This is a genomic window from Nocardiopsis mwathae, assembly GCF_014201195.1.
GTDB classification, from domain to species: Bacteria; Actinomycetota; Actinomycetes; order Streptosporangiales; family Streptosporangiaceae; genus Nocardiopsis_C; species Nocardiopsis_C mwathae.
The window spans coordinates 2,143,313-2,155,340 of sequence record NZ_JACHDS010000001.1 but is presented as its reverse complement, the minus strand read 5'-3'; the positions used below and the strand labels follow the sequence as shown (position 1 = coordinate 2,155,340).

The following is a 12,028-nucleotide window of genomic DNA, read 5'->3' as shown; positions in this document are numbered from 1 at the left end:
CGTGCACGAGCCTTGCCCCTATCGCCGACGAGCGCAATATGCCGGCTTCGCCTCCAGGTATCCGGTGACGCCGCTCGGAGACACGAACGCGGGCGGAGCGTGCACCGGCCACATCGTCGCTGACCAGCGACGGCCGAAGCATGCGGCTGATTCTGTGCAATCTCGTGCAACTTGATTGAGCCGACCATCGGATTCTCTCTACGGTCAACGGTGCGGGGCGGCCAGCTGGCCGCCCACCTCCCCTCAGACATCGAGGAGAGGAAGAGGCATTTCCGACTCGGTCGGCGCTCCCGCGCCCCGGCCGCCGAATGAAAGGACTCGTTTCGTGAGCATTGACAAGTCCGAACTCGGCGCAACCGCAACCGTTCCGTTCGGGGCTCGCTTCGCGTGCCCCGTGCCCGAGGACACCGACGTCACCGACGAGACGCGGCGCGCTTACCTCGACCCTGACCGGCAGATCGCGATGGTCCGCGTGGACGGCGCGGACGTGCCGATGATGAGCCGCCGCAGCGGACAGACGAAGACGTCCACCAACTCCCAGGACCGGCAGAGTTCCGACGACGACACCGACGTCGGGCAGATGTGAGGGCTGTGAGGACACCGTGCCGGTTCTCGTCGTAACCAACGACATCGATCCGACGGCAGACCGAGTCATCGAGGAACTGAACCGGCGCGGGACGCCGGTCCTGCGCTGCGACACCGCCGACTTCCCCATGAACCTCTCGTTCACGGCGGAGCTGTCGGGCGCATGGGCCGGCACCATACGCACCACTCGACGCCACATCGACCTGTCGGATATCACCGGTATCTACTACCGGCGACCCTCGGAGTACAGGTTTCCTGAAGGGATGGCCCACCAGCATCGAAGGTGGGCGTGCATGGAGGCGAAGATCGGCTTCCTCGGAACACTGGCCGCACTCCCGCGCTGGCTCAACCACCCCGCCCGGATCGCAGCGGCCGAGTACAAGCCCGTCCAGCTCTCCACCGCGACGACGTGTGGGCTGCGCGTTCCGCACACCCTGATCACGAACGTCAGTGCGGACGCCGAGGAGTTCGCCCAGCAGGTGGGGGATGTGGTGTACAAGCCGATGTCCGCGCTCCCGCTGGCCGACGATGGGACCGTGCGACACCTGCTGTTCGCCAGGCGCGTCACGGCCGAGGACCTTGCCGACGAGGCGATCGGGTTGACCGCACACATGGTGCAGGAATGGGTGGAACACACGCATGCCGTTCGGCTCACGGCCGTTGACGACCGCCTATTCGCCACGGAGATCCATGCGGCCACCGACGAGACGCACGTGGACTGGCGCACCGACTATGACGCTCTGGAGTACCAGCCCGCAGACGTTCCAGAACGGGTGGCCGAGGGGGTACGGCGGCTGCTGCGCACGTTGGACCTGCGTTTCGGCGCCCTGGACTTCCTTGTCACTCCTGAGGGCGAGTGGGTGTTCCTGGAGATCAACCCGAACGGGCAGTGGGCATGGATCGCCCAAGCCGCCCCGGACAACGCTCATGCGATCGCCACCGCACTGACAGAAGGGCCTCCTGATGATCGCTGACTACTCCCATGACACCGCTCAGGCCCGCTGCTTGCGAACACGCCTCGCCGACCGCCTTACCGCGTCCGGCGCGCTGGCCGCCGACTGGCGACCCGCCTTCATGGCGGTTCCCCGCCACCCGTTCGTGCCGCGCATCTTCATCCCGGATCCCGATGGCGCCTATACCCCTTTGGATGGAACCACCCCGGGCTCACGCACCAGGTGGCTGGAGCACGTCTACGCCGATGACATCTGCATCACCCAGCTGGACGGCGACCCCGGCCTGTGGGACCAGGCCTTGAGCGCGGGACGGGTGGACGCGGCGGCGATGACGTGCACGAGCTCACAGCCGTCGCTCATCGCGCACATGCTCGGCGCACTCGATGTGCACCAGGGGCACCGCGTCCTGGAAGCGGGGACCGGAACCGGGTACAACGCGGCGTTGCTGTGCCACCGCACCGACGAATCCCGTGTCGCCACGATCGACATCGATCCGGTCCTGGTCTCGCAGGCGGCTGACACCCTTGCCTTGGCGGGCTACCGCCCCGCCTGCCGTGACGCAGACGCCGCCGATGGGTGGCCCGAGTGCGCCCCCTTCGACCGCATCATCGCGACCGCATCTTTCCCTCGCATCCCCTGCGCCTGGGTGGCGCAGCTCGCCGACGAGGGGGTTATTCTCGCCAACCTTCACCGGCCATTGGGCGGAGGCGCCCTCGCCCGCCTGGTCGCCACAGGTGACAAGGCGAGCGGCCGGTTCCTCCAGCAGCCGGGTGGATTCATGCCCACCCGAAACCATGGATCACCATCGGCCTACCAGGTCTTCCAGCAGGTAGCCGACGACGCTGACAGGGCCGACGCCGACGAGGTCGATCTGGACCTGGCCGAAGTTCTCGGCCACCCGGAAGCCCGGTTCCTCGCCGCGCTGCTGTGCCCAGGCGTCGACGAGCTGAGGCTGAGCTATCCGGACGCACCCGACGAGCGGTGGGTGCTCGCCCCGGACGGGTCATGGGCGTTCACCGTCGTCGGAGCCGACGGTGTGCGCGTGCGGCAGGGCGGCCCGAGGAAGCTGTACGAGGAGGTCACCGGAACCTACCGGACATGGGCGGCGCTGGGGCGCCCGGACCGTTCCAAGTTCGGGCTGACCGTCGGCGGTGACGGAGCGCATCGGGTGTGGTTAGGCACCCTGGACGGACCCGGATGGGACCTCCCCGCCTAAGACGACGTGAGAAGCCCCGGCCATCGGCCGGGGCTTCTCACGTCGGAGTCACTCGAAGTCGAACTCGCCGGAGCGGACCCCGGCGGTGAAGGCCTCCCACTCCTGGCGGGTGTAGACGATCACCGCGCCCTCGGGGTGATGGCTGTGCCGCACCACCACACGGCCGCTGCCGTCACCGAGTGGACCCGCTTCGACGCAGTTGCCGCCGGCGTTCTTACTAAACGTGCTGATGTGCCATGCGACGTCGGTCAGATCCCGCGGGTCCAACTCCTGGCACGTCAGATCGGTATTCACGACAGCTCCTTGATCAGCGCCGAGATAAGTTCGGCGGAAGCCTCGCAGTCCAACGAGGCTTCCCTCAACCGATCGTATCTATCCACGATTGGGCGTGTATCGGGTGATTCGATGTAGAGCCCGCCCTTCACGGTCTCCACATACGCAACCTCCGAATAGGGTTCCGCCATCTCGAAGATGTTGAACGAGCCGACCGCGCCCGCGTGTGCACCGATCGAAAAGGGGAGCACCCGGAAGGTGACCGCTGGATGATCCATGACGTCCAGCACGTGACGGAGCTGCGCCCGCATGATGCGGGAGCCCCCGACCCTGCGCCTCAGAACGGCCTCGTCCACCACAACGTCGAGACACGGTGGGGTGTCGCGGTCCAGCAGGCGTTGGCGTTCCATGCGCAGCTCGATCCATCGGTCGAACTGTTCCTTCGAGGCCGAGGGATCATCGGCCATCATCAGTGCTCGCGCGTACTGCTCGGTCTGCAGCAGGCCAGGCAGGGCGCAGGGCTCGAAGAGCCGATGTTCCGTGGCGAGGCTCTCCAGCCATACGAAGTCCACAAGCCAGCCTGAGACGTCGCCTGCGTAGCCGTCCCACCATCCTGTCTGCCAGACGTCGTCAGCGATGCGCAACAGGTTCTCTCGCTGCTTCGCATCGTTGACGCAGTACAGGTCCAATAGCGCGACCACTTCGGCGCGGCGGATCGGGTACAGCCCACTCTCAAAGCGGCTGATCGTTCCCGAGCTGCGCTGGAGGTAGTCCCCCACCTCGTCGACCTTCATCCGGTTCTCGTCCCGGAGTTCGCGGAGTCGCTGGCCGAGCCACCGTCCCCGCAGCGTCACCCGCTTAGGCCGTCCCACCGCCATCGGAGGTTCCTCCACAGATTTTCATATGAACGATTGTGAGAGCACCATCTGTGCCCTAATCTAACAGCAGGTGAGACGCGCGTCACACAAATCGGGAATGCGCAGGCGAACCAGTACAAGAACACAGGCGGCCCGAGCGGCGTGGCCTAGGAAACCGACCGCTCGGGCCTCGAACCGAGAGGGTCCCCTCATGGACGACCACTGCTTCGATTCAGAGTCTGTCTACCATGCCGACGCCGAGTCGGGCACTCCTCCGCCGCTGCGGGCGTTCTTCGTCGACGTCTACGACGAGGACACCGACCTCCCCGAGCACGCCTACTACGGCGTCGCATGCGCCGACGGCGGCGGGCTGGCACAGGCCGTTTCGGAGAACAGCATCCACAAGCTCCAGGACGTGAAGCGGTTCGCCGAACGCATCGGTGGAGTGCTGGTCTGGGTCTGAGAGCTCCTGAGCTCATCAACGGCTATCGACATCGGGTGGGGGCCAGGACGGTTCCTGGCCCCCACCCGATGTCCGGCTTGCGCTGCTCGCTGAAGCCGCGTAAAAGCCAAGTTCACAGGCGTCTACCGAACTGAATCACCTCCGCTTGGGTTCCCTCTAGCGAAGCTGTTCAGCCACGAGCGAGGGACCTTCCCAATCCTCGGGGATTGCGTCCATCAGAACCTCGTTGACGGTCTGGCCGAGCCACTGGCTGGAGTTGCGGCGGATGCCCTGCTGCCTGAACCCCGCCTTCTCATACGCGCGGATCGCCCCGGTGTTGGGTTCGATGACGCTCAGGTAGACGCACCGCAGGTTGGTGACATGGAAGGCATAGTCGAGCACGAGGCGCGTCGCCTCGGTGCCGATGCCTTTTCCGCGATACTCCCCCAGCGCAGTCACGTATTCGCCGTTGCGACGCCTCGGGTCGGCGTGGATCAGGGCTACCCCCACCGGGACGGGCCGCTCCCGGCGGTGTTCCTACACGAGCAGATCCCTCAATGGAACGATCTCTTACGAGCCCGGGCCGCTCATGGCTGCCGAATCCGCATCCTGATAGGAGACCCGAACAGCACGGCGGTGCGCCTGCGCGGCGAGGAGGAGAAGTTCGGCCACAGTATCGAGTCGCGGTGTCGACTTGCGCGGCTCCACTACAAACCGTTGATCGGCGTTCCAGGGGTGAGCCTGGCCCAACATTCCACGACGCTCTATAATTCCATCTACCGAGCGGATGACGAAATGTATGTGAACGCTCACATATATGGAGTTAATGCCTACGGGAATCCATTCCTTCACCTCCGGCGCACCACCGAAAGTGGACTGTTCAGCGCCTATGCTTCACGTTTCGATAGCGTGTGGAAAACTTCCGACCATCTCAGAGGGTGACCTCCCCCATGGCCAGAACCGAATTCTTCGATGATCCGGATGCCCCCACACCGAACAGTGTGGTCATCGCGGCTAGTGCCGCTGTGTTCGATGGGGATGGGCGCCTGCTCATGCAGCGCAGGACCGACAACGGACTGTGGGCTCTCCCAGGCGGGGCGATGGAGCAGACGGAAAGCCTGCCTGCGGCCGCTGTCCGGGAGGTCAAGGAGGAGACCGGCATCGACGTCGAGATCGTGGGCCTTGTCGGCACTTACACCGACCCTCGGCACATCATTGCCTATGACGACGGCGAGGTCAGGCGCCAGTTCAACATCTGCTTCCGGGCCCGCCCCATCGGGGGGACCCTCCGCGTGAGCGCGGAATCCACCGAGGTCCACTGGATCTCTCCCGACAATATGGCGAGTCTGACCATGCACCGCACCCAACGTCTGCGGATCAGCCATGCCCTCGAAGTCGGCAGGATCTACCTGGGGTGAACCCCCACCTGGTCAGCACGGTGCGAGCCTTGCGACCTGGTCCAGCTGGGACGACGTCCGAGTCGGTCCAGGCCGCCGCAGATGCCTGAAGGCTCGCCCTGGACGCCGATGCCGAAGTGATGCGGGCCTTCGGTCAGCGCGTCGTTCTTCACCGTCCGCACATCCGCCACGGTCGATGGCCTAGAAGGGGTCGGCTAGGGCGTAGATCCAGCCGGTTCGGGCAACGAAACAGCAGTTCATTGCCCTGACTGGGCGCCGCACTGCGCCCCGTGGTGTCGGAAGCGAGGCGCGCCTCGCTTCCGACACCACGGGGCGGGGGTCAGGTCTCCGGGCGCAGTGGCTCGATCGACTGCTGGTGGAAGAACACGTTGTTGGGGTCCCAGCGCGCCTTGACCTGCTGCAGGCGGGGGTAGTCGCCGCCGTAGTACAGGGTCGACCACGGGACCCCTGACTCGTTCCATTCGTCGCTGCTGAGGTCGACGTCGGGATAGCTGATGTAACAGCCGTCGGTCGTCTCGTCGGAGACCGGGACACCGCCGGTGTCGGTGTACATGTCCTTGTACAGCCTGCGCAGCCAGTCGATGTGGTCGCTGCCGTCGGTGTCGTTCGGCCAGTACACCTGGTGTTGGAGTTTGAGGATCGAGTCGCGCTGCGGGACCGCGGTCTCGCCGGTCTCGACCCGGTTGACGGCCGAGCCGTAGGAGTCGATCTGCACCACGGCCTTGCGCACACCCTTCACCGGCTCGCGCAGGCCCTCCCACAGCGCCGTGACCTGATCATCGGGCAGGGGTTTGCGCATGTAGGCCGACTTGTACTTGCCCGCTTCCTGGTTGACCGGGACCGGGGGCCGGTTCTCCATCAGCTCCCAGCCGATGACCGTGGCGTCCTTGCTCCCGACGAGGAGGGGGTGATCGCCGTAGTCCTCTTCCAGGTCGGCCAGCGGTGCCCCCACGCCGTCGTCGACCGCGGCGATGAAATCCGCCACCCGGATCTCGGCATCAGGTACGTCGGCGTCGATGTGCGCGATCAGGCCGATGTTCGCTCGCGAATTGTGCGTCAGCAGCAGAATCCCGAACAGCGCCGCGAACGGGTCCTTTTTCGTCTTGGTGTCGCCGCGGTGCTCGTCGAAGAACGAGCAGAAGTTCCCCACGAGCGTCCGGAAATCCGATTCGCTGAGGTTCTTCCACGCCCATCCCGCCTCCGAGCGCACGATGGCGCTGGGGACGCTGGGCAGGTCGCGGAACCAGTAGCGGGTGACGATTCCGAAGTTGCCGCCTCCCCCGCCGGTGTGCGCCCACCACAGGTCGCCGAGGTCACCCTCGTCGTCCCGGGTCGCCGTCACCAGCCGGACTTCCTTGTTCCTCGTGACGACGGCGACCTCGACCGCGTACAGGTAGTCGACCGTCAGCCCGTGCTGGCGGGAGAACAGGCCGAATCCACCACCCGAGATGTGCCCGCCCACGCCAACCCCCGGGCAGGACCCGCCGGGCAGCAGCAGCCCCAGCTTCCCGGCGAGCTTGCCGTTGAGGTCGCCGTTGGTGGCGCCGGCTTCCACGCACACGGCGTCCATGGCGGGGTCGAGATAGATGCGGTTCATCAGCCCCACGTCGATGATGACGCGGACGTCCGGTGAGCAGACGAAGTCCTCGTAGCAGTGTCCGCCCGAACGGACGGTGATTCGGCGGCGTGCCGGATCCGCGCTCTCCCGGACCGCCTCCCGCAGGGCGTTGCGGGCCTCATCGGGTGTGCTCACCACCCGGATGTAGTCGGGTGTCGACGTCCATCTGGGGTTGAATCCGCGGCTCAGCGGCTTGTACCTGATGTGGCCGGGCTCGATCTTGACACCTGCCGGGTCCCACGTGTCCAATTCTTCGCGCCTTTCCCCTCGGCTGGACACGACCATTCCGCGAATGCCGATCCGGCACCGCGCAATGGGTCGCACGGGAATTCTCGACGAAAAACCTGACCCCGAACAGAGGGGGGTGGATTCGGATAAGAATTCCATGCAACCGGATCTGGTGGGCATGGAATCCGTATCTTGATAAATGTTGTTTCGTGGTGCAGTGCTGGATCTGCTGCTTTTGTGGGGGTCGGTGACCTGCGGCTCTCGCCCTCGGTCGGACGGCCCTGCCCGGAAAACCGGTTGGGTGCCGGGCCGGCGTCCTGCTACAGTCCGCCCCATGTCCATGGGTACCTGCGCGAACTGCGCCTTCTTCATTCGGATCCGCCGCGCCTAGCGGCGGCGGCCTCCGACTCTTCCTTCTCAGGCTCCGCCGCAATCCGGGACCATCGCCGGTGCGGCCGCTTCGTGCTGCCCGGCTCCGACCACCCATCGCGGAGCTTCACACCCATGCCTGCCAACGCCACCCACCACGGTGGACGCCACGAACTCGGCCAGAACTTCCTCGCCGACCGCACCGTCATCGCGACCTTCACCGACCTCGTCGCCCGCACCACCGGACCCATCGTCGAGATCGGCGCGGGTGACGGCGCGCTGACCCTCCCGATCAGCCGATCCGGCCGACCACTGACCGCCGTGGAGATCGACCCCCGGCGGGCCCGGCGCCTCCAGCGCCGCGCGTCGGCGAACGTCACCGTCGTCAACGACGACATCCTGCGCTTCCGCCTTCCCCGGCACCCCCACGCCGTCGTGGGCAACGTCCCCTTCCACCTCACCACGGCACTGCTGCGCCGCCTGCTGGCCGCCGACAACTGGCAGCACGCCGTCCTGCTGGTGCAGTGGGAAGTCGCCCGCAGACGGGCCGGAGTGGGCGGGGCCAGCATGCTCACCGCGGCCTGGTGGCCCTGGTACTCCTTCGACCTGCACTCCCGCGTCCCCGCCCGCGCCTTCCGCCCGATGCCCGCGGTCGACGGCGGGCTGCTCACGATCACCCGCCGCGACCGCGCCCTGGTCGCCGACCGCCGGGCCTACCAGGACTTCGTCCGCCAGGTCTTCACCGGCAGAGGCCGCGGCCTGCGCGACATCCTGCTGCACACCGGACGCCTCGACGCCCGGACACTCGACCGGTGGCTGCGCGAGCACAGCCTCCCCGCACGGGCCCTGCCCAAGAGCCTCACCGCCGACCAGTGGGCCGCGCTGTGGCAGCTCACCGCCCGGCCCGGCCCGTCGGCGCCGCAGCGGCGGCGGGGGCCGGAGCGGTCGGGACGAAGGCACCGGAGATCAGCCTGACCGCCGCCCCTCCTCCGGGCGCACCGAGCGTTCCCTGATCCTGCTCCTCGCACTGTCGGAGGACCGCCCCCGGCATCGTCCGCACGTCCTGGACGCTGCTTGTTGCCCTGGCCGGGGCAACAAGCAGCGTCCGGTGGTCGGCGGCGGCACGTGCACCGCGCCCCCGGCCCGCCGCCCGCGCGAAGAATCGCTCCGCTGCCGGTAGGGGCCGATGCTCAGCTCAGGCGGGCTCGCAGGAGGCAGAAGACGTTGCCTTCGGGGTCGGCCAGGACATGCCGGGGCTCCTCACCGGTCCGGCCGATGTCAGCCGGGCGCGCCCCGAGCTTCAGGAGACGTTCGAGTTCGGCGTCCTGATCGCGGTCGGTGGCGTTGACATCGAAGTGCAGCCGCAGGTTGCGTGCCTCGGAGTCGGTGGCGGGGCTGAAGATCAGAGTCGGCTGCGATCCGCCGAAGCCACCTCGTGGTCCGATCTCGACCGCGCCGTCGTCGTCGGGATCGAGCACGATGAAGCCCAGCACTTCGCACCAGAACGCCGCGAGCCCTTGTGGGTCCTTGCACTCGATGACCAGTTCGGAAACTCGGCAAGCCATGGTCGGCACCCTACGGGGCCGCACCCGCACGCGGCCAACCCTTCGAATCGGCTCACGAGCGCGACGCGGTGGGGCGGCTCGGGGATGGTGGGCGGGCCCGGGCCACACCGTGTCACCCTAGGGCCGGGTGTCCCTCCCCCCCGACGTAGGCGCGCAGGTGGCGGGCGGTGAGGGTGTCCCCCGTGTCGACGAGGTCGGCGGGGGTGCCCGTGAAGACCACCTGGCCGCCGTCGTCGCCCGCGCCCGGCCCCAGGTCGATGATCCAGTCGGCGTGGGCCATGACGGCCTGGTGGTGCTCGATGACGATCACGGTGTTGCCGTGGTCGACGAGGCGGTCGAGGAGTTCCAGGAGCTGGTCCACGTCGGCGAGGTGCAGGCCGGTGGTCGGCTCGTCGAGCACGTAGGTGGTGCCGTTCTCGGCCATGCGGATGGCGAGCTTGAGCCGCTGCCGTTCGCCGCCGGACAGCGTGGTCAGCGGCTGGCCCAGGCCGAGGTAGCCCAGGCCCACGTCGGTGAGCCGGTCGAGGATGGTGCGGGCGGACCCGGAGGTGAAGAAGTCGCGGGCCTCGGCCACCGACATGTTCAGCACCTGGCTGATGTCCCTACCGCGCAGGCGGTAGGTGAGGACGTCGGCGGTGAAGCGCTTTCCCTCGCACTCCTCGCAGATGGTGGCGACACCGGCCATCATGGCCAGGTCGGTGTAGACGAGCCCGATGCCCCTGCAGTTGGGGCAGGCGCCCGCGGAGTTGGCGCTGAACAGCGACGCCTTGACGTTGTTGGCGCGGGCGAAGGCGGTGCGGATCGGGTCGAGCAGCCCGGTGTAGGTGGCCGGGTTGCTGCGCCGGGAGCCGCGGATCGGCGACTGGTCGACGACGACCACGCCCTCCCGGCCGGGCAGCGAGCCGTGGATCAGGGAGCTCTTGCCGGACCCGGCGACGCCGGTGACCACGGTCAGCACGCCCAGCGGGATGTCGACGCTGACGTCCTTGAGATTGTGCAGGTCGGCACCGGCGATGGGCAGCTGCCCGTAGGGTTCGCGGACCTTATCGCGCAGGCGGGCGCGGTGGTCCAGGTGGCGTCCGGTCAGCGACCCGGAGGCGCGCAGTCCGGCCACATCTCCGGTGAAGCACACCTGTCCTCCGGAACGGCCCGCGCCCGGCCCCAGGTCGACCACGTGGTCGGCGATCTCGATGGTCTCCGGCTTGTGCTCGACGACCAGGACGGTGTTGCCCTTGTCGCGCAGGCGCAGCAGGAGGTCGTTCATGCGCTGGATGTCGTGCGGGTGCAGGCCGACGGTGGGTTCGTCGAACACGTAGGTGACGTCGGTGAGGCTGGAGCCGAGGTGGCGGACCATCTTCACGCGCTGCGCCTCGCCCCCTGACAGGGTCGACGATTCCCGGTCCAGGCTCAGGTAGCCCAGGCCGATCTCCACCAGCGAGTCCAGTGTGCCGCCGAGCGTGTCGACCAGCGGCCCCACCGAGGGGTCACCGATGCCCCGGACGAACGCGGCCAGGTCGCTGATCTGCATCGCCGAGCACTGGGCGATGTCGTATCCGCCGATGGTCGAGGACAGGGCGGCGGCGTTGAGCCGGGTGCCCCCGCAGTCGCGGCAGGCGGTGAACGCGACCGCACGGTCCACGAACTCCCGGATGTGCGACTGCATCGACTCGCGGTCCTTGGCCAGGTAGAGCCGCCGGACCTTGGTGATGAGCCCCTCGTAGGTGAGGTTGCCGTGGTCCGTCTTGACCTTCGTGAGGGGCTTGTAAAGGAAGTCCTCCCACTGGTCCGGGGTGAAGTCACCGACCTTGGCGTCGGGATCGACGAACCCGGAGTGCACCATGACCTGCCAGTACCACGAGCCCACGGCGAACCCGGGGGCGGTGATCGCGCCGTCGTTGAGTGAGCGCTCGACGTCGACGACCTGGGCGACGTCGATGTCGGACACTCGGCCCAGCCCCTCGCACCGCGGGCACATGCCCTCGGCGCTGTTGAAACTGAAGCAGGTCGAGGCGCCGATGTGCGGGGTGCCGATGCGGCTGAAGATGATCCGCAGCATCGCGTGGGCGTCGGTGGCCGTGCCGAGTGTGGAGCGGGAGTTGGCTCCCATCCGCTCCTGGTCGACGACGATCGCGGCGCTGAGGTTGCGTAGGGCGTCGACGTCGGGGCGGCCGACCGGGGCCATGAAGGACTGGATGAAGGCGGTGTAGGTCTCGTTGATCAGCCGCTGCGACTCCGCCGCGACGGTGCCGAACACCAGGGAGGACTTTCCGGATCCGGAGACGCCGGTGAAGACGGTGAGGCGGCGCTTGGGGATGTCCACGGACACGTTGCGCAGGTTGTTCTCGCGGGCGCCGCGTACCTCGATCACGTCGTGGCCGTCGGCGGCGCGCGGCTGCCCGTCCGACGCGATGGAGGTCGAATCGGTCTGGGGCCGCTGGTGGGAGGGGGCGGGGACCATGGAACCTCTCCTGATAGCCTTAGGGTGTAAACTGATAGCTGAAGCA

General features: G+C 67.4%; 12 protein-coding genes. 6 read left to right on the top strand and 6 right to left on the bottom strand.

Annotation, left to right across the window (positions count from 1 at the left end; genetic code table 11):
- The first annotated feature begins 325 nt into the window (after window positions 1–325).
- Genes tgmA through HNR23_RS09035 form a run of 3 tightly spaced genes read left to right on the top strand, consistent with a single transcriptional unit; the run spans window position 326 to window position 2,754 of the window.
- Complete coding sequence (gene tgmA, locus HNR23_RS27440) at window positions 326–586, top strand: putative ATP-grasp-modified RiPP (RefSeq protein WP_184074969.1); 261 nt, start codon at window positions 326–328, stop codon at window positions 584–586.
- 16 nt (window positions 587–602) lie between these two features.
- On the top strand, window positions 603–1,559 hold the full coding sequence (tgmB, locus tag HNR23_RS09040) for an ATP-grasp ribosomal peptide maturase (RefSeq protein ID WP_184074968.1): 957 nt from the start codon (window positions 603–605) through the stop codon (window positions 1,557–1,559).
- The gene (locus tag HNR23_RS09035; RefSeq protein ID WP_184074967.1) at window positions 1,549–2,754 is read left to right on the top strand and encodes a methyltransferase domain-containing protein; all 1,206 of its coding nucleotides are present in this window, start codon (window positions 1,549–1,551) and stop codon (window positions 2,752–2,754) included. The genes tgmB and HNR23_RS09035 overlap by 11 nt, the downstream gene beginning before the upstream one ends.
- Window positions 2,755–2,802: 48 nt before the next feature.
- Here HNR23_RS09035 and HNR23_RS09030 read toward each other — a convergent pair whose 3' ends face one another.
- Window positions 2,803–3,048 (bottom strand): DUF397 domain-containing protein, encoded by a 246-nt coding sequence (locus HNR23_RS09030; protein WP_184074966.1) that lies wholly within the window; start codon window positions 3,046–3,048, stop codon window positions 2,803–2,805.
- On the bottom strand, window positions 3,045–3,905 hold the full coding sequence (locus HNR23_RS09025; RefSeq protein WP_184074965.1) for a helix-turn-helix domain-containing protein: 861 nt from the start codon (window positions 3,903–3,905) through the stop codon (window positions 3,045–3,047). Before HNR23_RS09025 ends, HNR23_RS09030 begins: the two co-directional genes overlap by 4 nt.
- 190 nt (window positions 3,906–4,095) lie before the next feature.
- Between HNR23_RS09025 and HNR23_RS09020 the strand changes: the two genes are divergently transcribed.
- Window positions 4,096–4,347, top strand: coding sequence for a hypothetical protein (locus HNR23_RS09020; protein WP_184074964.1), 252 nt, complete (start codon window positions 4,096–4,098; stop codon window positions 4,345–4,347).
- Between the two features lie 156 nt (window positions 4,348–4,503).
- Here the strand turns inward: HNR23_RS09020 and HNR23_RS09015 are convergent, their stop codons facing one another.
- Window positions 4,504–4,836 carry a GNAT family N-acetyltransferase gene (locus tag HNR23_RS09015; protein WP_184074963.1) on the bottom strand — a complete coding sequence of 111 codons (333 nt, stop codon included), beginning with the start codon at window positions 4,834–4,836 and terminating at the stop codon, window positions 4,504–4,506.
- Between the two features lie 440 nt (window positions 4,837–5,276).
- Between HNR23_RS09015 and HNR23_RS09010 the strand changes: the two genes are divergently transcribed.
- A complete protein-coding gene (locus HNR23_RS09010) occupies window positions 5,277–5,744 on the top strand; it encodes an NUDIX hydrolase (protein ID WP_184074962.1) in 468 nt (155 codons plus the stop codon).
- Between the two features lie 319 nt (window positions 5,745–6,063).
- Here the strand turns inward: HNR23_RS09010 and HNR23_RS09005 are convergent, their stop codons facing one another.
- A complete protein-coding gene (locus HNR23_RS09005) occupies window positions 6,064–7,611 on the bottom strand; it encodes an FAD-dependent oxidoreductase (protein ID WP_246421658.1) in 1,548 nt (515 codons plus the stop codon).
- A gap of 483 nt (window positions 7,612–8,094) precedes the next feature.
- On the opposite strand from HNR23_RS09005, the gene erm reads away from it, so the two are divergent.
- Window positions 8,095–8,934 (top strand): 23S ribosomal RNA methyltransferase Erm, encoded by an 840-nt coding sequence (erm, locus tag HNR23_RS09000; RefSeq protein ID WP_184074960.1) that lies wholly within the window; start codon window positions 8,095–8,097, stop codon window positions 8,932–8,934.
- Window positions 8,935–9,149: 215 nt separating this feature from the next.
- Here erm and HNR23_RS08995 read toward each other — a convergent pair whose 3' ends face one another.
- Together HNR23_RS08995 and HNR23_RS08990 are read right to left on the bottom strand one after the other, a co-directional pair.
- Complete coding sequence (locus HNR23_RS08995) at window positions 9,150–9,524, bottom strand: VOC family protein (protein WP_184074959.1); 375 nt, start codon at window positions 9,522–9,524, stop codon at window positions 9,150–9,152.
- Window positions 9,525–9,636: 112 nt separating this feature from the next.
- Window positions 9,637–11,982 (bottom strand): ATP-binding cassette domain-containing protein, encoded by a 2,346-nt coding sequence (locus HNR23_RS08990; protein ID WP_184074958.1) that lies wholly within the window; start codon window positions 11,980–11,982, stop codon window positions 9,637–9,639.
- Between the last annotated feature and the right edge of the window lie 46 nt (window positions 11,983–12,028).

Bases quoted from the DNA above. Each gene is read 5' to 3' on its own strand.
- HNR23_RS09010 (WP_184074962.1), top strand. From the start codon at position 5,277: ATGGCCAGAACCGAATTCTTCGATGATCCGGATGCCCCCACACCGAAC.
- HNR23_RS09020 (WP_184074964.1), top strand. From the start codon at position 4,096: ATGGACGACCACTGCTTCGATTCAGAGTCTGTCTACCATGCCGACGCC.
- erm (WP_184074960.1), top strand. From the start codon at position 8,095: ATGCCTGCCAACGCCACCCACCACGGTGGACGCCACGAACTCGGCCAG.
- HNR23_RS08990 (WP_184074958.1), bottom strand. From the start codon at position 11,982: ATGGTCCCCGCCCCCTCCCACCAGCGGCCCCAGACCGATTCGACCTCC.
- HNR23_RS08995 (WP_184074959.1), bottom strand. From the start codon at position 9,524: ATGGCTTGCCGAGTTTCCGAACTGGTCATCGAGTGCAAGGACCCACAA.
- HNR23_RS09025 (WP_184074965.1), bottom strand. From the start codon at position 3,905: ATGGCGGTGGGACGGCCTAAGCGGGTGACGCTGCGGGGACGGTGGCTC.
- HNR23_RS09035 (WP_184074967.1), top strand. From the start codon at position 1,549: ATGATCGCTGACTACTCCCATGACACCGCTCAGGCCCGCTGCTTGCGA.